Origin of the sequence: Weissella thailandensis (assembly GCF_001932615.1) — a bacterium.
In the GTDB taxonomy this organism is placed as follows: Bacteria; Bacillota; Bacilli; order Lactobacillales; family Lactobacillaceae; genus Weissella; species Weissella thailandensis.
In genome coordinates this window covers 1,590,195-1,609,392 of record NZ_CP014332.1, presented here as the reverse complement: position 1 = coordinate 1,609,392, position 19,198 = coordinate 1,590,195, and the positions used below count along the sequence as shown (strand labels likewise).

Annotated in this window: 20 protein-coding genes; all 20 read left to right on the top strand. The window is 40.5% G+C overall.

Translation table 11 applies throughout. The features are described from left to right. Positions 1 to 4: 4 nt before the first annotated feature. The 20 genes from FOL01_RS08035 (at position 5) to ntdP (ending at position 19,194) form a co-directional block, all read left to right on the top strand. Complete coding sequence (locus FOL01_RS08035; RefSeq protein WP_075270137.1) at positions 5 to 1,195, top strand: DUF2075 domain-containing protein; 1,191 nt, start codon at positions 5 to 7, stop codon at positions 1,193 to 1,195. Positions 1,196 to 1,399: 204 nt separating this feature from the next. Then, a complete protein-coding gene (locus FOL01_RS08030; RefSeq protein ID WP_075270136.1) occupies positions 1,400 to 2,581 on the top strand; it encodes an isochorismate synthase in 1,182 nt (393 codons plus the stop codon). Beyond that, positions 2,571 to 4,250, top strand: coding sequence for a 2-succinyl-5-enolpyruvyl-6-hydroxy-3-cyclohexene-1-carboxylic-acid synthase (menD, locus tag FOL01_RS08025; protein WP_075270135.1), 1,680 nt, complete (start codon positions 2,571 to 2,573; stop codon positions 4,248 to 4,250). The genes FOL01_RS08030 and menD overlap by 11 nt, the downstream gene beginning before the upstream one ends. Next, entirely contained in the window at positions 4,247 to 5,050 is an 804-nt protein-coding gene (gene menH / locus FOL01_RS08020; RefSeq protein ID WP_083603470.1) for a 2-succinyl-6-hydroxy-2,4-cyclohexadiene-1-carboxylate synthase, read from the top strand. Before menD ends, menH begins: the two co-directional genes overlap by 4 nt. Before the next feature lie 30 nt (positions 5,051 to 5,080). Beyond that, a complete protein-coding gene (gene menC / locus FOL01_RS08015) occupies positions 5,081 to 6,187 on the top strand; it encodes an o-succinylbenzoate synthase (protein ID WP_237342663.1) in 1,107 nt (368 codons plus the stop codon). 39 nt (positions 6,188 to 6,226) lie between these two features. Next, positions 6,227 to 7,324: an aminopeptidase P family protein gene (locus tag FOL01_RS08010; protein WP_335673821.1), complete on the top strand. Its 1,098-nt coding sequence runs from the start codon at positions 6,227 to 6,229 to the stop codon at positions 7,322 to 7,324. Between the two features lies 1 nt (position 7,325). Beyond that, positions 7,326 to 7,778, top strand: a complete 453-nt coding sequence (locus FOL01_RS08005) for a phosphoesterase (protein WP_075270131.1) — start codon at positions 7,326 to 7,328, stop codon at positions 7,776 to 7,778. Positions 7,779 to 7,793: 15 nt separating this feature from the next. After that, positions 7,794 to 8,414, top strand: coding sequence for a metallophosphoesterase (locus tag FOL01_RS08000; RefSeq protein ID WP_075270130.1), 621 nt, complete (start codon positions 7,794 to 7,796; stop codon positions 8,412 to 8,414). 4 nt (positions 8,415 to 8,418) lie between these two features. After that, a complete protein-coding gene (locus FOL01_RS07995; protein WP_075270129.1) occupies positions 8,419 to 9,795 on the top strand; it encodes a bifunctional metallophosphatase/5'-nucleotidase in 1,377 nt (458 codons plus the stop codon). A 17-nt stretch (positions 9,796 to 9,812) separates the two neighbouring features. Then, the gene (locus FOL01_RS07990) at positions 9,813 to 10,484 is read left to right on the top strand and encodes a YutD family protein (protein ID WP_075270128.1); all 672 of its coding nucleotides are present in this window, start codon (positions 9,813 to 9,815) and stop codon (positions 10,482 to 10,484) included. Position 10,485: 1 nt separating this feature from the next. Beyond that, positions 10,486 to 11,265 carry a TIGR01457 family HAD-type hydrolase gene (locus tag FOL01_RS07985; protein ID WP_075270127.1) on the top strand — a complete coding sequence of 260 codons (780 nt, stop codon included), beginning with the start codon at positions 10,486 to 10,488 and terminating at the stop codon, positions 11,263 to 11,265. A 111-nt stretch (positions 11,266 to 11,376) separates the two neighbouring features. Further along, the gene (locus FOL01_RS07980; RefSeq protein WP_075270126.1) at positions 11,377 to 12,534 is read left to right on the top strand and encodes a hypothetical protein; all 1,158 of its coding nucleotides are present in this window, start codon (positions 11,377 to 11,379) and stop codon (positions 12,532 to 12,534) included. A gap of 99 nt (positions 12,535 to 12,633) precedes the next feature. Further along, complete coding sequence (locus FOL01_RS07975; protein ID WP_075270125.1) at positions 12,634 to 13,506, top strand: phosphate ABC transporter substrate-binding protein PstS family protein; 873 nt, start codon at positions 12,634 to 12,636, stop codon at positions 13,504 to 13,506. 12 nt (positions 13,507 to 13,518) lie between these two features. Next, the gene (gene pstC, locus FOL01_RS07970) at positions 13,519 to 14,436 is read left to right on the top strand and encodes a phosphate ABC transporter permease subunit PstC (RefSeq protein ID WP_075270124.1); all 918 of its coding nucleotides are present in this window, start codon (positions 13,519 to 13,521) and stop codon (positions 14,434 to 14,436) included. 1 nt (position 14,437) lies between these two features. Continuing rightward, positions 14,438 to 15,331 (top strand): phosphate ABC transporter permease PstA, encoded by an 894-nt coding sequence (gene pstA, locus FOL01_RS07965; RefSeq protein WP_075270123.1) that lies wholly within the window; start codon positions 14,438 to 14,440, stop codon positions 15,329 to 15,331. Between the two features lie 18 nt (positions 15,332 to 15,349). Further along, positions 15,350 to 16,180: a phosphate ABC transporter ATP-binding protein PstB gene (pstB, locus tag FOL01_RS07960; protein ID WP_075270122.1), complete on the top strand. Its 831-nt coding sequence runs from the start codon at positions 15,350 to 15,352 to the stop codon at positions 16,178 to 16,180. Positions 16,181 to 16,195: 15 nt separating this feature from the next. Then, positions 16,196 to 16,954 carry a phosphate ABC transporter ATP-binding protein PstB gene (pstB, locus tag FOL01_RS07955; RefSeq protein ID WP_075270121.1) on the top strand — a complete coding sequence of 253 codons (759 nt, stop codon included), beginning with the start codon at positions 16,196 to 16,198 and terminating at the stop codon, positions 16,952 to 16,954. 48 nt (positions 16,955 to 17,002) lie between these two features. Continuing rightward, entirely contained in the window at positions 17,003 to 17,677 is a 675-nt protein-coding gene (gene phoU / locus FOL01_RS07950) for a phosphate signaling complex protein PhoU (RefSeq protein WP_075270120.1), read from the top strand. A gap of 87 nt (positions 17,678 to 17,764) precedes the next feature. Continuing rightward, a complete protein-coding gene (locus FOL01_RS07945; protein WP_075270119.1) occupies positions 17,765 to 18,559 on the top strand; it encodes a RecX family transcriptional regulator in 795 nt (264 codons plus the stop codon). 80 nt (positions 18,560 to 18,639) lie between these two features. Then, on the top strand, positions 18,640 to 19,194 hold the full coding sequence (gene ntdP / locus FOL01_RS07940; protein ID WP_075270118.1) for a nucleoside tri-diphosphate phosphatase: 555 nt from the start codon (positions 18,640 to 18,642) through the stop codon (positions 19,192 to 19,194). The last annotated feature ends 4 nt before the right edge of the window (positions 19,195 to 19,198 follow it).

Genomic DNA, 19,198 nt, shown 5'->3' with positions numbered 1-19,198 from the left:
AATTATGAAAAATTCTGCAGTAGAAAAATTTAATGTAACCGATTTGACAGAAAATCAAAGACAGCAATTAACTAAGATAGAAGGGTTTGTCCAACAACAATTGCAACAATCTGAGTCTAGTATCGCTGTCATTGAAGGAGCTGCTGGGACTGGAAAAAGTGTCATCTTAACAAAATTATTTGAAAAATTACAGACGGGGGCTAAAAGTTCGACCAGCCCATATTATGGATTAAAAAATAAGTTTACAGTGAATCATCCAGAGTTACTGAAGGTATACCAAGAGTTATCGACAACCATTCCTAGTTTAAAAAAGGGCGACTATATTCGACCAACGTCTTTAATCAATCAGGCACATAAAAATAACCAACGTTATGATGTCATCGTTGTTGATGAAGGTCATTTACTGCTTTCTAAACCTGAACCCTATATTCGATTTACACAGGATAACCAGTTGAGCGAATTAATTAAACTGGCAAAAGTGGTGATTGTTGTGTTTGATTTCCAACAAGTCATGCAATCAAAAATGTTTTGGAATCGTTCATTATTAGAAAAGTGCCTAGCGCCGTATCCGCATCAAACATTTAATCTAACAATGCAGTATCGCATGCAAGCACCAGCTAGTGTGCAAGCTTGGATAAAAGCATTGGCAGCGGGACAGCTATCAGCCTTACCAAAGGATTTGGACGACTATGATTTAAGAATTTTCTCGCGAGCAGCTGATATGTATGAATTGATCAAGGAGAAAAACGAGTCGTTTGGTTTGTCACGTATGTTAGCAACGACGGGTTTTACTAAACGAACAGCAAACGAACACAATGTTTACCTCGACGATTTTGACTTACCTTGGGATGAATATGATGTTCAAACGACGCCTTGGGCAGAACGACCAGAGTCTATTCATGAGGTTGGATCAATTTATACGATTCAGGGATTTGATTTGAATTATGCGGGGGTAATTTTAGGACCACCTTTTAAATACGATGAGGACAATGATCAATTATATATTGATACAGATAAAGTGACCCATCGTGAAATATATAAGAAAACACCGCATGTTACTGATGAAAAATCCATGCAGCAGATGAAACAATCAGTCATGTTTCATGTCTTGAATGTTTTATTAACGCGTGGCACCAGGGGTTTATATTTAACAGCAGCAGATGACGACCTACGGCAACGTCTTGAGCGGTTATGAAGCGCAAAAAGTGGTTAGGACATTACTTGTACCAACCACTCCATGCTTTGGATACAGGAAAACAGTTAGGGGTATTACGCTACTGTTATCCCGTATGAATTTAGTATACGCTAAACTTTGCTCAATGGGTAACAAATTGCAAGATTATATCAAAGCAATCGTTGCAATAGTGAAACAATTATTAAAAATAAGTGAGGTATCATAGTGGGATTTTTGACGGAAGAAGAGCTACAAAATACTTTTGCATTAGCTAGTGATGCGGTTTATTTTGCAACACCTGATGGGCAGACGAAGTATTATGGTTTTGGAAAGCAGGCTGAATTAATTGGTGCTTCTTTTGATCAGGTACAAGAGTGGCTAACCACCCTTAAAAAGGATGAACCAAAACCAGTATTTGGTGGTTTTGCCTTTGATGACCAGCAAGTCGCTGATTCAGAATTGATGAATGGTTATTTCATGCAACCAGCAATTGTCTATGATGTTGTTAATCATAAAAGCATCGGCCAACCAATTGATTTGGTGCGCCACCAAACCAGTTTTAATACCACTATTAAGCAAGTGACGGACGAAAACGATTGGCCAGTACGCATCCAAGAAGCGATTGATGATATGAAGCAAAATAAACAACATGCAAAAGTTGTGTTGGGACGTCAGTGTCAAGTTGCTTTATCAGATCCATTAGATGAAAAGCAATTGCTTGAAAAGTTACAAAGTTCACAATCGACGAGTTATCACTTTGTTTTAAAACATTGTGACGAGTTATTTGTATCTGCAACACCAGAACGATTAGTTAAAATAACTAATGGTCAACTAGCAACAGCGGCTGTTGCGGGTACGATTAAGCGTGGTACCGATGTGGTGAGTGATCAAGCACTAGCTGATACATTGTGGCATGATGCAAAGAATCGGATTGAACATGAAACGGTCGTTGCCACGATTAAGGAGCGCCTGCAAGCGGCGCAAGTGCAAGCATTGACGGTACCGGATGAACCACAAATTATGAAAAATCCACAGGTACAGCACTTGTATACGCCAATTACTGGTCAATTAGCCCCTGACTCAAATCTATTACAGATTGCGTCAGCACTACATCCGACACCTGCATTAGGTGGTAAGCCACGTGATTGGGCACTTGCAGAAATTGCCCAGATTGAAAAACAACCAAGAGGCCTATTCAGTGGACCGATTGGGATGATCGATCCTGATGGCGATGGCGAATTTATTGTTGGTATTAGATCGATGTGGTACCGTGAAAATCTGGCAACTTTATTTGCTGGCGCAGGTATTTTAGCTGATTCAGATGCGCAAATGGAGTACCAAGAAACGGCATTAAAATTATTACCAATGATGAACTTATTGAAGGAGCAAACAGAAAATGACGGATAGCTTAACACGCAACATTAAACATTTACTAACGTCCCTTGTTTTACAAGGTGTGCACGACTTTGTGGTTTCACCGGGTTCAAGAACAACCCCGGTGGCATTATTACTAGCAGAAATGCAACAAGTTCGTGATGACGTGCGCGTGACAGTTGATGTCGATGAACGTTCGGCAGCTTTTTTTGCGCTAGGCATTGCTAAAACTGCGCATCAGCCCGTTGTCTTACTGGCTACTTCAGGAACGGCCACTGGTAATTATTTACCAGCCTTTATGGAAGCTAGTATTTCACACATTCCATTGATTGCGTTGACAACTGATCGACCAACCGAATTACAACAAATCGGCGCACCCCAAACGGTGCATCAAGAACATTTATATGGTGAGCATGCAAAGGCATATACTGCTATTGAAATGCAAGATGATCATGCAGATGTGACGGCATATATTGACTATCACGTACAGGAATTAGTTGGTCGTGCATTAACTCAGCCAATGGGACCCATCCAAATCAACTTACCCTTGCGAAAGCCACTGATGCCCAAGTTGGGTGAAGCATGGCCGGAAGTAACACCACAAAGAATTTTAGTTGGCCAACGTCAAGCAGGGTGGCAAGATATTCAAGCCATTGCGGCATTGTTACGAAAGCCAAAGGCTATGATGTTATTAGGACCAGATGAAATTGGTTGGCAGACTGAAAAAATAGAACAACTAGCAGCTCACTATCAACTGCCTGTTTTGGCTGATATTTTGAGCAATTTCCGTCCAAGTCAGTATGCCGTTAATGGTATTGATAGTTTAATAGCGGCTGATGTCATTGATGATTCACTAATACCGGATGTTGTCCTCCGCTTTGGTGGTACACCGGTTTCGGCAAAAGTCATTACCTGGTTACGTGAGAAAGAAATTCCAGTTATTCAAGTTGGTCAGGAACATGCGGGTCATGATCATGGCCGGCATACGCATACGACGGTGGTTGCGGACCCAGATACCGTCATATCTGACTTATTAGCTGAACCAGGTGTTAAAAATGCGACTTTCTTGAAAAAGTGGCAAGATTTGACCGACAAATTAATGTCAGTTGTGACAACAGAAGTAGCTAACACAGTGGAATATCAAGTGCCAACGGCATTAGCAGAATTACCTGAAAATGCCAAGTTATTCATTGCAAATTCAATGCCAATCAGAGATATGGATAATTACTTTGTCCCTAAGCAACGGCTGCAGATTGCTGCTAATCGTGGTGCTAATGGAATCGATGGCACAGTCTCTTCTGCATTTGGGATGGCAATGTCTGGTCAGCCAACGACTTTATTAACGGGTGATTTGACATTATTCCATGATATGAATGGGTTAATGTTAAGTCATCAGGCACATGTGCCCATGACGATTGTCGTTGTTAACAATCAGGGTGGTGGCATTTTTTCATTTTTGCCACAGTCTGAGGCAGCAGCCTACTTTGAACCGATGTTTGGGACGCCATTACCAATCGTGATTGAACGAATTGCCCGCTTGTATGATGCCGAATATAAATTAGTCGACGACCTTGCAGCCTTATCAGACTTAATACGCAAACCAGCTACTCGCTTGCGTATCATTGAAATCCAGAGTAACCGTCAACAGAATGTTACCGCTCATCGTGATTTGACCACGGCGATTAACGAGGCTTTATCATGAAAAAGCAGGTTTCAATCAATGGTTACGAGTACGAACTAGAAATTCAAGGCACTGGTCAACCCACCTGGTTATTTTTACATGGCTTTATGGGGAGTTTGGCAGACTATCAAGGCATTGGTCCTACGGGTACGCGTATCTATTTGAACTTATTTGGATTTGGGACTAAATCCCAGACTGTAGCGGAACCAAAACGCTTTATGGTTCGGCAACAAGTGACTGATATCCACCAATTACTAGATAAACTGGCCATTCACCAAGTAAATTTAGTGGGGTATTCAATGGGGGCTCGATTAGCACTTGCGATGGGGATTATGATGCCCGAGCGAATCAATCATTTGGTCTTAGAAAGCGGTACGGCTGGGTTACCAACGCAACCAATGCGTCAACAGCGTATTATTGCTGATACGCATAAGGCAGAACATGTGGTACAGGTAGGTATGCCAACATTTATTCATGAATGGGAACAGTTACCACTCTTTAAAAGCCAACAGAATATGTCGGTACAGCAACAATCATTTATGCATGAGCAACGTATTAATCAAAATGCACAAAATGTTGCCAATTCACTACGCTTTTTTGGTACGGGAGCGATGCCTAATCTATGGCCTGAATTAGCGTATGTGAAATTACCGGTCACTTTAATTACTGGGACGAGTGATGATAAATTTACTCGTATCAATAAAAATATGCAGGAGCGATTACCTAACGTCAAATGGCAGCAAGTGCCTCAAGCAGGACACAATGTTCATTTCGAACAACCCAGTCAAGTGACTGCTATTTTGAACAATATTAATAATTAATTTGCATCTTTGGAGGTGTTTGGTTTGCAGGTGAAAGAAATTAAGATTTATCCGCTAGCATTGATGATGAAATCGCCATTTAAAACGGCTCATGGGACGACTTTAAAGCGACCGCTGACGTTAGTTGCGATCACCTTAATGAATGGCATCACGGGTTATGGTGAAATTCAGTCTTTTGCGGATAATCAATATGCACCTGAAACGCATGCCCAGTCTTTAGCAGTGGTGCAACGTTTGAGCAAGGATTTGCTAACCCGTCATTTTGAGACACCGTTTGCGGTTGCAACATGGTTAGCAAATCAGACAAATCAATCATTTGCCAAGGCTGCTATTGAGATGGCGTTTTGGGATGCCTATGGTAAACAGGTACACCAACCACTATGGACGATGCTGGGCGGGCAGCAACAACAAATTGCTGTCAGTTCGGTTGTCGGTATGCAGACCAATTGGCAACAAACATCCCATTTAGTTAACAAGCTGAATCAGCAAGGTTATCAACGGATAAAAATTAAAATTAATCAACAGACGGATATCATGGCTATTAGACAATTGGTGTCAGAATTTCCACAGCAAATGTTTTCATTGGATGCCAATGCCTCATGGGCAACAACTGATATTGAGCGGTTAAAAGCGTTAGATCAGGCTGGTTTAGCCTTGATTGAGCAGCCGTTTCACTCTAATGCCTGGACTGAACATCAAGTTGCCCAACAACAATTGACACAGTTACAGTTGAGTTTAGATGAGTCATTAAATAGTTTAGCCGATGTGAACTATGCCATTGCAAATCAGACAACGCGGGCGTTGACCATTAAGCAAGGTAAGTTGGGCGGCATTGCATCAGCAAGCCAAGCAATTATGTCAGCAACTCAGGCCCACTTGAATCCATGGATAGGTGGTATGTTAGGCAGTGGTTTGGGACGAGCAGTGGATTTAGCGTTAGCTAGTTTACCAGGAGCAAATCAAGTGCCGGCTGACAGTGCCCAATTTGATCATTATTTTGAAGCTGATATTGGGGAAAATTTACCGTATGTGCAACAAGGTACCTTACCTTTGCCTGCCGAAAATGGTATCGGTGTGTCAATTGATTGGCCAACGGTGGCCAAATATCTAGTACATGAACCAATTATTTACCAATAAGCAAGTGTTACAATTTGATATAATAGAAGTAATATAGAAATGAGGGCTACTATGACAACGAGAATTGAAAATGTACGACAAGTATTTACACCCTTAAAAATTGATGGGGTGTTAGTGGCTGATGGTACTAATATGCAATATTTGACGGGCTTTACTGGTGGTACTGGGGATGGACTTGTCTTGGTTGGTCCTGAAAAGGCGGCTTTGATTACAGATTCGCGGTATGAAGATGCCTATCGTGATCAATTACCAGTAGGTGTTGAATTACTAGTGACCCGTAATTACTGGGGTGTCGCCATGGCTGCGGCACGTCGTTTTAAAATTGAAAAATTAGGATTTGAAGATACCCTGGCTTTCCGGGATTTTGATTATATTGATGAAAATTTCGTTGGGACTGACATTGCGCCAGTACCTGATTTAATTGAAGCCCTACGAGAAATTAAAGATGATAGCGAATTAGACAAGTTGCGCCATGCTGCTGATGTTGCGGTGGCCGGCTTTAATGACTTATTATCAGAATTACACGTTGGTATGACTGAGCGTGAAGTTGCTAACTTATTAGATTATAAAATGAAACAACATGGTGCTGATAAACCATCATTCGATACAATTGTTGCGTCGGGATATCGCGGTGCTTTACCACACGGTACTTATTCTGATAAGCCAATTGCTGAGGGCGAGTTAGTTACAATTGATTTTGGTTATTATGTTGATGGCTATACTTCTGATATTACTCGTACGATTGCTTTTGGTGAATTAGATGATGAGTCACAGAAGATTTATGACGTTGTGTTACGTGCACAAAAAGCAACCATTGCCGCTACTAAGGACGGGGTTTCAGTCAGTCACTTGGATGATGTGGCTCGTCAAATTATTACCGAAGCTGGTTATGGTGAGCAATACACACATTCGACAGGTCATGGTGTTGGACTGGATATTCATGAAGGACCAATTCTTTCTGGACATGCACCAGCAGAAGACCAAGTTAAAGCGGGCATGATTTTAACGATTGAGCCGGGCATTTATCTTAGCGGCAAAGGTGGCGTTAGAATAGAAGATGATGTTATCGTAACATCAGATGGTTATGAAAACTTGACTGAGGGAATCACAACTGATTTGATTGTGATTGATAAATAATATGGCATTAGAATACTTAACTTTTTATCAAGGTAATTTAGCAACAGGGTTTGATTACATCTATGCTAAGAAAGTTGCAAATCACGCATTTTATGTGAATGCACCAGCGAGTCTTGGTGCATCAATCATGGATATTACAGCAGATAGTTTTGATTTTTCACAAGAGAATCATTTGAAAATTTTAACTGATAAGGATTTGCGTCAGTTTTCATCAGTTTGGCAGAACATTACTTTTCAGTGGCCAAATATTGAGCGTCAACTGACAATGATTACGGCTGATTGGCAGTCAGAATATAAGCAACAAGTCCCAGGGCCAGTTAAAGAATGGGGCTTAACGATGAAGTGGTCTGATGAAGAAAAGCCCCGTCAAATCATTGGTTATAATGATTATCCGGAGAATTTTTCTCAGTTGGTCCAGTGGTTAAATAGTTACGCTGGTGGTAAGTTGCGTTAAGAAAAGAGGTTGATGATGGACTTTTTTACGGCAGATACCCATTTCTATCATGAGAAATTATTATTAAGCCAACATTTTTCACCACGTCCATATGACAATTTAGCGGACGAACATGCTGGATTGATTAAAGTTTGGAATCAGCGGGTTGATGAAAATGATACGGTCTATCATCTTGGTGATATTGCCATGATGAATCATGTCCGTCCAGAAAGACGTGCTCATGAACTGGTGGCGGACATTTTAAATCAACTGCAGGGGCATATTGTGTTCATTAAAGGCAATCATGATTCACGATCATTATTTAAGTACTTAACGGCACATAATCCTGTTTTAGCAGATGGTCGTGCAAAGTTTGATTTTGAGGATGTTGGTCGTATCGTGAAAGCCAATCATCATCAATTCTTTTTGACACATTACCCGTTGATTCTAGGGCAAACGCAAAATAGTATCAATTTACATGGACACATTCACCATACAATGGTCGCCGTCCCCGAGAATATTAATGTTGGTGTTGATAGTGCTGATTTAGATTATTTAACAACCAGCGAAAAGCCAGCTTGGGGCAGTCCTTTATCTTTAGAAGAGATTGAAATGATGATGCAGCGTAAAAAAGACGATTTTGCAAAACGGAGGTAAAAGAATGTCGGATAAAATATCAATTCTCCATACCAATGACTTGCATTCTCATTTGGAACGATGGCCAAAAATTCGCCGTCACTTGTTGACTCGTAAACGTCAATTAATTAGAGATGGTCGTAGCGTCTTAACTTTTGATATTGGTGATTTTATGGATCGACAACATCCATTAACTGAAGCAACCTTTGGGCAAGCGAATATTAGCTTAATGAATGAAATTGGTTACGATGGCGTTACCATTGGTAATAATGAGGGATTAGGGCTAAATCATGATCAACTCAATCATTTATATGATGAGGCTAAATTTCCGGTCATTTTAGGCAACTTACGTGATCGGCAGACCGATGAATTACCTAGTTGGGCAATCCCATATCACATTATTACAACTCATAAAGGTACTCGTATCGGTGTTTTAGGTTTTACGGCACCATTTGAGTTGACCTATCCCTTATTAGGATGGACACCAGAACAAGTTGATGCTGCGCTAGCCAAAATATTACCGAAATTAGCTGGTAAAACAGATTTTAATATCTTACTATCTCATTTGGGACTACCGGTGGACCGTTATATTTCTGAAAGATATAGTGAGATACAAGTGATTATTGGTGCCCATACTCATCACTTACTAGAGCATGGTGAGAAGCATGCTAACTCATTACTTGCAGCAGCGGGCCGTTATGGTGATCATATTGGTCGCATTGATCTCGAATTTGCCGATGGCAAGTTGATTAATATGCAAGCTCGTACAATCGTGACGGATGATTTACCACCTGTTTATGGTGATGAAGTAGAAATCAATGGTTATCAGGCAAGTGGTGAAGAACAATTGACCAAACGAGTGGTTGCTACTTTGCCGGCTGATTATCATATGGAGTTAGGATTTGATCATCAGTTGATTGACTTGGGCTTGGCGGCGTTAATGGACCGTACAAAAACTGACATTGCCATGTTATCAACGGGAATGTTTTTACATGACTTACCCGCTGGTGTGGTGACAGCTAATGATTTACATGCTTTATTACCGCATGCCGTTCATCCGATGCGGACGATTTTACAAGGACGTGAATTATGGCGTTTGGTGCATGAAGTGTTGAAAAATCAACGTTTTTTGGAGAACCATCGCTTAAAGGGCATGGGATTCCGTGGTAATTTGTGGGGTCGCGTTGTTTGGTCAGGTCTAACTGTTGATGACAATGGCGATGTCTGGATTCATGACCAACCACTTGAAATGGAGACCTATTATACAATTGGTGGTTTGGACCACTATTTGTTTATTCCATATTTCCCAACCTTGGAAATTATGGGCCAAAATACGTTATCGTACGATACTGTATTAAGAGAAGACTTTGCAAACTACCTACATAAGGAATTTGCACCATAATTATAGAAAGAAAAACTATGAATCGAGAACGCATGAAAGAACTAGCTGATGCGCAATTTATTGAACGTCAAGCTAGTACAGCAATTACAACGGGAGATACGCCAGAAGATATCTTTATCAATGAGCGGCCATATCGATTATTAAAAAACTATCGAGAAGCTTATGATCAGCAAAAGATGGCAGCTCGTTTTAGTGATTTCCTAGAAAAGTATGATTTTATTGTGGGTGATATTGCAGCAGACCAATTACGGTTACAGGGATTTTACAAGGATGGGACCAAGGGCATTGCCCGGAGCCAACAAATGTCATCATTACAAGATTTTTTGTATGAAGAAGCAAACTTTGGGGCGCCCTATTTTGTATTAGAGAATTTGGAGCCGCACGAAGTTGTTGACCCGGCAGACAAGGAAAATGCCAAGCCTAAGCGCCGTCGTCGCCAACATCGCAATGGTAATAACGGTGGTCCAAAAGCTAAACGTGGTAACAAGCAACACAACCATGGTAATCAGCATCGCGACAATAAGAAGCATAAAAACACGCCAGCCACGAAAGAAAAAGTTAACTCAGGAAATCATCCTGAAAAGCATGTGGCTAACCGTTCAAATTCTGTGGCGACTTCTGGTTCAAAGAAACGTCGTCACTTCCAAGTAAGAGAGCGGTCAAAAAATAAGACAAAGGGAAAAGAATAACATGGCAACACAGTATGATGGTTATTTAATTGATTTAGATGGTACGATCTATCAAGGGACCAAAAAAATTCCTAGTGGTCGTCGTTTTATCAGTCGGCTAGCAGCTAATGATACAAAATATCTGTTTGTTACTAATAATTCAACGAAAACGCCGGAAGCTGTCGCTGAAAATTTAACTAATAATCATCAGATTCCAACGACTCCTGAGCAAGTTTATACTTCTGGTATGGCGTTGGCTGATTATTTAGCAAAGTTTGACCATATTCATCGAGTACTAATGATTGGTGAGGAAGGCCTTGAACAAGCTTTGTTAGACAAGGGATTTGAATTAGTGACTGAAGCACCGGCAGATGCAGTGGCCATTGGTTTAGATCGATCAGTTACTTATGAAAAAATTCTGCAAGGTACCTTAGCGATTCAACAAGGGGCAATGTTTGTTGCAACGAATCCAGATACTAATTTGCCAACAGAGCGGGGGATGGTACCCGGTGCCGGATCGGTGGTTGCCTTCTTGGCAACTGCGGTGAGACCAGCCCCAGTCGTCATCGGCAAGCCAGAGCACATTATTATGGACGGTGCCCTGGAAAAACTACAACTTAAACGTGATGAAGCGATTATGGTTGGAGATAACTATAATACAGATATCAAAGCCGGGTTAAGTGCGGACATCGATACATTATTAGTTTATTCGGGTGTCTCGAAAAAAGCTGATGTGTCGCAGCAAGCCAAGCAACCGACACATTGGGTTGATTCATTAGATGATTGGACCATTGAAAAATAACATCGACGTATCGTCAGTCTGGTTAATAAAAATTAGCTAGTGCTGGCGTTTTATTTTATAGACTATTTTTATATAATCAATGGCATAGTAAATTGTGCTGAGGGTACATTGATGAAAAAAATAGTATTTTGTTTCAAGGCAACGGTAATTTATAGTAACAATCATTTTTTGGGGCATTGGACAGACGCCAATTACCAAAAGATATATGATAAATTAACTTTAGCCTGTGAGACACTTGATGCAAATGGTTATATACAAATTATTGATGAGGGACTTGCCGAAAATAATCAGACAAAATGGACCATCTTAACACAACTTTGGGCTTATCACTGGGCAAAGTCTTGGCGGGTTGCTATAAAACAGGCAACGCAGTGGTTAGAAATCAATGACAGTGCGCAATGGTGCGAACGGCGCTGTTACGGTCTCAATGACAAAATGGATGCCAGGATACCAATACCTTTGGTGAAAATCGCTGTCAATCAACAAGATATGACAGTTGATGAGCAATCCATTTGGAGTATAAGTGAGGAATATCTGTATGGCTGTCAACTGATGACATATGTCTTAACCAATCATTGTCAGTTAACTATTTTAAAGTTACGTTCAGTTGGGACACAACAATGGTTAGGACAACGAATTACAATGACCACTAATCAAGCAACGCCTATGGCATTGGCGCTTTCAAATCAAGTTGAGCAAGTAGATTGGACGAGTAATGGCCAATTACGACAAATTGGTCAACAAACATTTTATGTGTCACATGATAGACTAGTATTAGAAACACGTTTATTTAAGGAAGAGCTTGAACAGCAACGGGGATTATGGCACCATTACTGGCAATTATTTGCGATTGCGTGGGAAAAGGACTATCGTTGGGCACGATTATATCAGCGCTTAATGTATGAAATCTATCTCAGAAAATCAATTCAAGAAATCCAAGACCTATTATGGGCACCACCATTAGATGTTACTGGAGATTTTGCTTGTTTGGCTTGGCAATGTGATTGGCAACCAGTGTTGACTGGATTCTGGCGACAATTAATTGGTGGTCATATGATTGACGGGCAATTAGTGATTGTCGATTGGCCGCAATTGCCGCTACTGGGGAAGCGTGAGTTAACAATCCATTTGGATCAGCAAAAATTCAAAATCAGACTAACTGAATGGCAAATGGCGGTACAGCCAAGTAAGCCCTTAAGTGTTGTCAGTCAGCAACGGCAAATACTGTGCCCACGACAATGTTGGACAGTTATTTGGCAAAATGGTTAATGTAAAGGAAAAATTTACAAAAAATAGGTATCACATTTACAAAGATTAGGGATAATAAATGTATGGTCATAGCAAAATAAATTTAGGAGGCGTTCACTAATGAAACGCAATTGGTTGATAAGTGCTGCAATCGTGATTGTTGCAGTCTGCCTATTAACGTTTGGCTACGCAACGCGACAAAAAGATAATGGCGTGAATATCACAGCAGTGGGATCCACAGCATTACAACCACTAGTAGAGGCAGCAGGAGAGGACTTTGCTGGTGAAAATAAGGGTGTTTACGTTAACGTGCAAGGTGGGGGTACAGGTACCGGTCTAGCACAAATTCAGTCAGGTGCAGTCGACTTGGGCAATTCAGATATGTTTGCTGGTGAAAAAGACGCTATCAATGATGAAAAATTGGTCGATCATAAGGTTAGTGTCGTTGGTATTTCACCAATGATCAATAAAGAGGCCAAGGTTGATCATTTAACAAAACAGCAATTGATTGCAATTTTTACAAAAAAGGTGACAAATTGGCGCCAAGTTGGGGGTGCTGATTTGCCAATTATTCTTATTAATCGTGTGACTGGCTCAGGAACACGGGCTACGTTTGAAAAATGGGGACTTGACGGCGCTAAATCATCTGACTCTCAAGAACAAGAATCTTCGGGAACAGTCCAGTCAATGGTAGGTTCAACTCCTGGCGCGATATCATATGCTTCATTTGGTTATCTGAATGATTCAGTGGTTGCACCAAAAATTGATGGTGTTACCGCAACTAATGAGCATGTTATTTCAGGTAAGTGGCCAATTTGGTCTTATGAGCATATTTATACCAATGGTCAACCAACCGGAGAAGTTAAACAATTCCTAGCTTATATTGATTCAGAACATATTCAAAAAACGCTGGTACCAAAATTAGGATATATCTCAGTGCATGATATGAAGGTATCTCGTGATGAAAATGGTAAGTTAAGTACAGTAGATTAAGGAGTTTAGGCCATGGATTCAATTCGTGAATCATTATTAAAGAAATCAAAGGCAACTAAGAAAGATCGATTTGGTCGTGTGATTACTTTTTCGGCACTGTTATTGATCGTTGTCGTTGTTATCTCAATCTTTTTGTTTGTCGCTTCAAAAGGCTTGGCGACATTTTTCACCAACAAGGTCAATCTTTGGGATTTCTTGTCTGGTAAAAAGTGGGCCCCTGGCCAAACAAATGCGCAGGGACAACCCTTTACTGGTGCTTTGCCAATGATCACTGGGTCATTTTTGGTAACATTGATTGCAGCATTAGTTGCGACCCCATTTGCGATTGGTACGGCGGTGTTTATGACAGAAATATCACCTAAGCACGGTGCCAAAATTTTAGGTCCGGTTACTGAACTATTGGTTGGTATTCCATCAGTGGTTTATGGTTTTATTGGACTATCAGTAATCGTGCCAGTTATGCGTCATATTTTTGGTGGTTCTGGTTTTGGTATCATAGCAGGGGCCATGGTGCTATTTATTATGATTCTGCCCACAGTGACATCAATGACCGTCGATACTTTGAAATCTGTGCCACGCCACTATCGTGAATCAGCATTGGCATTGGGGGCAACTAGATGGCAAATGATTTATAAAGTTATTTTGCGTTCAGCAACACCGGGAATTTTAACAGCGGTGGTATTCGGTATGGCGCGTGCGTTTGGTGAAGCTTTAGCTGTTCAAATGGTCATTGGAAATGCGCCTTTGATGCCAAAGGGACTAACGTCACCTTCATCAACATTGACCTCTATCCTGACGCAAGGGATTGGAAACACGGTGATGGGCTCGTTAGAGAATAATGCCCTATGGAGTTTGGCTTTGATCCTCCTATTGATGTCATTAGTCTTTAATATCATTATGAGAGCAATCGCGAAGAAGGGAGCAATGTAAGATGTTAAACCCAAAACAAAGTGATAAATTAGCAAGCATCATCTTATATACAATTGCTGGCTTGGTTATATTGATTTTGGCGGCATTAGTTGGTTACATTCTTGTTCAAGGTGTTCCCCATTTATCATGGCACTTCTTAACGTCACCATCATCTGCCTTTACTGCTGGTGGTGGTATCGGTGTGCAATTGTTCAACTCATTCTACTTACTGATCATTACGATGCTAATCTCTTTCCCAATTGCTTTGGGAGCAGGGGTTTACTTGCACGAGTATGCTAATCAAAAGAGCCGCTTGATTCAACTCATTAGAACAGCTATCGAAATTTTGTCGTCGTTACCTTCCGTTGTTGTGGGACTGTTCGGTTTCTTATTGTTTGTTGTGCAATTCAAGTTAGGTTTCTCGATTTTATCAGGAGCCATTGCGTTAACATTCTTTAACTTACCGCTATTAACACGATCAGTTGAAGAGTCTCTCCGTAGTATTCCTGATTTACAAAGAGAAGCTGGCGCGGCATTAGGCCTGTCACGGTGGGAGACAGTTGGGCATATTATCTTACCTGCCGCTGTACCATCGATTGTAACCGGAGTTGTTTTGTCGGCCGGACGTGTCTTTGGTGAAGCCGCCGCATTGATCTATACCGCTGGACAATCTGCACCGGCTTTAGATTTCGGTGATTGGAATCCATTTAATACGGCGAGCCCACTAAATATTATGCGACCAGCTGAAACTTTGGCTGTGCATATTTGGAAAGTCAATTCAGAAGGCATTATGCCAGATGCAGCAGCTGTTTCAGCCGGTGCTTCTGCAGTCTTGATTATTGCCGTGTTGTTATTTAATTTCCTGGCACGGTTCTTGAGTAACGTTTTGTATAAACGTCTAACAGCGACAAAATAGAAAAGAGGACGGTCATTTATGGCAGCAGGAACACAAGGTTCTTTAAATTTAACAAATGAACAACCAGATCGTCATATTTATCATATGGACGAAAATAAGCATGAAATTGCTTTGTCTACCAAAAATTTAGAAGTTTATTATGGCGACCACTTAGCTTTACAGGGGGCTGATTTATCTTTTGAAAGATTTAAAATCACTTCATTGATTGGTGCATCTGGATCCGGGAAATCAACATTTTTGCGTTCATTGAATCGGATGAATGATGATGTTGCGACTGTTAAGGGAAACATTATGTACCGTGGTTTGGACATTAATTCGCACGATATCGATGTTTATGAAATGCGTAAACATATTGGTATGGTCTTTCAGCGTCCTAACCCATTTGCTAAGTCAATCAGTGATAACATCACTTTTGCCTTAAAGCAACATGGTGTACACGATAAAGCAAAACTGGCAGAGATTGTGGAGACATCCTTAAAACAAGCTGCCCTTTGGGATGAGGTTAAAGATGACTTGAAAAAGTCAGCCTTATCGCTATCAGGTGGTCAGCAACAACGCCTAGTGATTGCACGTGCAATTGCTATGCAGCCAGATATTTTGTTACTGGATGAGCCAGCTTCTGCATTGGATCCAATTTCATCTGCTAAAATAGAAGACACGCTGATGGAATTAAAGAAGCGATTTACAATTATTATTGTGACGCACAATATGCAACAAGCAAGTCGTGTTTCGGATTACACAGCATTCTTTCACACAGGTCAAGTACTTGAATATGACTTGACCAGAAAAATATTTACACGGCCAAAGGTCCAAATGACAATTGATTATGTGAACGGTAACTTTGGTTAAAAGGGGAGCTAACAGATGACACAAAAAATTTTAACAACTGAGAATGTGCATCTTTATTACGGTAAAAAAGAAGCCTTGCATGGGATAAATCTTGACTTTAATAAAAATGACATAACAGCTTTGATTGGTCCATCTGGTTCAGGAAAGTCGACCTATTTACGCGCTTTAAATCGCATGCATGATTTATCGGATTCTGTGACTGTCAATGGTACTTTCATGTTCAATGGTCATGACATTTATGCGCCCAATACTGATACAGTTGCCTTACGCCAAAAAATTGGCATGGTCTTTCAGCAGCCTAACCCATTTCCGTTTTCAATCTACGATAATGTTGCATTTGGCGTTCGCACTGCTGAGAAGAAAAGTAAAGCTGAACTGGATGAAATTGTTGAAAAGTCTTTGAAGCAAGCTGCTATTTGGGATGAGGTAAAAGATGATTTACACAAATCGGCCTTATCATTATCAGGTGGTCAGCAGCAACGAATTTCAATTGCGCGTGCTTTGGCCACTAGTCCTGAGATTTTATTGTTGGATGAGCCAACAGCTGCGCTAGATCCAGCCTCAGCAAGTAAAGTTGAAAATACTATGATGCAACTACGTAATCAGTTAACAATGATTATTGTGACCCATTCAATGGCGCAGGCTTCACGTATATCTGATAAAACGGCTTTCTTTATGGATGGTCATTTAGTTGAATTTAATCATACGAAGAAGGTTTTCTTAGATCCGGATCGGCAGGAAACACAAGATTATATATCTGGTCGCTTTGGATAAATTGACTTTTAGGGTATGATAAGGGAAACATAGAAAGGAAATATTGATATGCGCCAGTATTTTGATGATGAATTAGCAGACTTGGATACGTCCTTTAAAGAAATGGGGTTGCTTGTATCTGAGACTTTGGATGAAGCTGTTCAAGCGTTTTTAGATCATGACCGCGGTGTCGCACAAGAAATCATTGATCGTGACAAGGCAATTAACCAACGTGAAATTGCTATTGAGAAGAAAAGCTTTGAAATGATTGCTTTGTATCAACCCGTGACAACTGACTTACGTGAAATTATGACGGTACTAAAAGCAGTATCTGTTTTAGAGCGTATTGGGGATAATGCGCGAAATATTGCCATATCAACGATTCACGTTAAGGGTAACAAGCGTGTCGCAGAAATTGAAGAAACTATCGGTAATACGGGAACAGTTGTTGCCAAGATGGTTTCACAAGTTTTGGATTATTATGTTAACGATGACGCCGTTGCTGCTGAAAGTATTTCCGAAGTTGCTTCGGGGGTTTCAGAGACGACCAGACATATCCGTGAGCTGGCTATTGAAGCTAGTAAAGCTGACCCAGAACAAGTGACTGCGGCAACGGATTACTTAGTTGTTGCTGGATATTTAAAGCGTACATCAGACTACGTAACTGACATTGCCGAATGGATTATCTATAAGCGAACAGGAAAAATCGTTGAGCTAAATCCTGGGACATCTTCATTTATTTAATGACTTATAAAGTAAGGAACAGTGGATCTAAATCTTGGTTCACTGTTTTTACTATTTCAGTTAAAATGAACATGAATGGAGGGTACGATGCAAACAGTAACGAAGGTGACACGTCAACGGCGTAAGGGACGTTATAATGTCTACTTAGATGATGAGTATGCCTTTGCAGTTGATGAAAAAATATTAATCTCGTATAACTTATTTAAAGGTACGACCCTAGATGAAACGGCTATTGATGAAATTAAGACAGCCGAATTTAGCCAAAAAGCTTATACGAAGGCGTTGCTTTATGCAACTAGTCAAATGCGGACAAGCCAGCAAGTATCTCGTAAACTGAAAGACCAGGGTTATGACTGGGTGATAATTAAGGATGTGGTACAGCGTTTGCAAAATGATCATGTCCTTGACGATGAGACATATGCTGAAACGTATGTTGATCAAGCTAAGTCAGCCGGTAAGTTGGGACCACGAGGTGTTAAATTTAAATTACAACAAGCAGGTATTGATCAATTTGTCATTGAAGATGCTTTAGTGGCTTACACAATTGATGATCAAATAGATGCATTGGCGGAACGAGTGGGGTCTTTATTGGAGAAAAACGCTCGTCACTCAAAATTTTTAGCGGAACAGAAAACACAGCAAAAATTGTTACAACAAGGTTTTGATCAACATTTGATTCAGCAAGCGATTAGTGAGTACCGGGAAAATGAAGCGTTTGATACTGATCAAGAGTGGGAAAATCTAGATCGAGATGCGACAATTGCAGCTGATCGTTATGCATCTTTTACTGGCTGGGAATTTAAAACAAAAGTTAAAGCAGCAATGTATCGTAAAGGCTATAATTTGAATTTAGTTGATCAATGGCTAAAGCAAAGAGACTAAGTTGACAGTGTTTTTTGACGGCTCGCGTGATACAATGAAATAGAAAAAAATTTGGTGAAATTCACAGAAAGCTCAAGATAATGAAAGATAGTCGATTACCACGTGAAGGCGACTTCGTAACTATTAAGAGCTACAAGCATGATGGGAGTTTACATCGGACTTGGCGTGACACAATGGTGTTGAAAACCAGTGAGAATGCAATTATTGGCTTAAATGATCATACATTAGTGACCGAAGATGACGGTCGCCGATGGGTGACACGGGAACCGGCAATCGTTTATTTTCATCGAAAGTATTGGTTTAACATTGTTGCTATGATACGAGAGAATGGTGTGTCGTACTATTGTAACCTGGCATCACCATTTGTGTTGGATAAAGAAGCGTTGAAGTATGTCGATTATGATTTGGATGTGAAAGTTTTTCCAAATGGTGAGAAACGTTTGTTAGATACAGACGAATATGAATTACATAAAGCACGTTGGCGTTATCCAGCAGATGTTGATTATATTGTGCGTGAGCATGTCAAAATCTTAGTCGATTGGATCAACAATCAGCAAGGGCCGTTTTCCGATGCCTATATTGACTTGTGGTACCGGCGTTATTTAGAAATTAAACGTCGAAATAGTCAACAATAGTTGT

Excerpts from the sequence above, each read along its gene's own strand:
- FOL01_RS08035 (WP_075270137.1), top strand. The coding sequence starts at position 5 with ATGAAAAATTCTGCAGTAGAAAAATTTAATGTAACCGATTTGACAGAA.
- menD (WP_075270135.1), top strand. The coding sequence starts at position 2,571 with ATGACGGATAGCTTAACACGCAACATTAAACATTTACTAACGTCCCTT.
- menH (WP_083603470.1), top strand. The coding sequence starts at position 4,247 with ATGAAAAAGCAGGTTTCAATCAATGGTTACGAGTACGAACTAGAAATT.
- FOL01_RS08010 (WP_335673821.1), top strand. The coding sequence starts at position 6,227 with ATGAGGGCTACTATGACAACGAGAATTGAAAATGTACGACAAGTATTT.
- FOL01_RS08005 (WP_075270131.1), top strand. The coding sequence starts at position 7,326 with ATGGCATTAGAATACTTAACTTTTTATCAAGGTAATTTAGCAACAGGG.
- FOL01_RS08000 (WP_075270130.1), top strand. The coding sequence starts at position 7,794 with ATGGACTTTTTTACGGCAGATACCCATTTCTATCATGAGAAATTATTA.
- FOL01_RS07995 (WP_075270129.1), top strand. The coding sequence starts at position 8,419 with ATGTCGGATAAAATATCAATTCTCCATACCAATGACTTGCATTCTCAT.
- FOL01_RS07990 (WP_075270128.1), top strand. The coding sequence starts at position 9,813 with ATGAATCGAGAACGCATGAAAGAACTAGCTGATGCGCAATTTATTGAA.
- FOL01_RS07985 (WP_075270127.1), top strand. The coding sequence starts at position 10,486 with ATGGCAACACAGTATGATGGTTATTTAATTGATTTAGATGGTACGATC.
- FOL01_RS07980 (WP_075270126.1), top strand. The coding sequence starts at position 11,377 with ATGAAAAAAATAGTATTTTGTTTCAAGGCAACGGTAATTTATAGTAAC.
- FOL01_RS07975 (WP_075270125.1), top strand. The coding sequence starts at position 12,634 with ATGAAACGCAATTGGTTGATAAGTGCTGCAATCGTGATTGTTGCAGTC.
- pstC (WP_075270124.1), top strand. The coding sequence starts at position 13,519 with ATGGATTCAATTCGTGAATCATTATTAAAGAAATCAAAGGCAACTAAG.
- pstA (WP_075270123.1), top strand. The coding sequence starts at position 14,438 with ATGTTAAACCCAAAACAAAGTGATAAATTAGCAAGCATCATCTTATAT.
- pstB (WP_075270122.1), top strand. The coding sequence starts at position 15,350 with ATGGCAGCAGGAACACAAGGTTCTTTAAATTTAACAAATGAACAACCA.
- pstB (WP_075270121.1), top strand. The coding sequence starts at position 16,196 with ATGACACAAAAAATTTTAACAACTGAGAATGTGCATCTTTATTACGGT.
- phoU (WP_075270120.1), top strand. The coding sequence starts at position 17,003 with ATGCGCCAGTATTTTGATGATGAATTAGCAGACTTGGATACGTCCTTT.
- FOL01_RS07945 (WP_075270119.1), top strand. The coding sequence starts at position 17,765 with ATGCAAACAGTAACGAAGGTGACACGTCAACGGCGTAAGGGACGTTAT.
- ntdP (WP_075270118.1), top strand. The coding sequence starts at position 18,640 with ATGAAAGATAGTCGATTACCACGTGAAGGCGACTTCGTAACTATTAAG.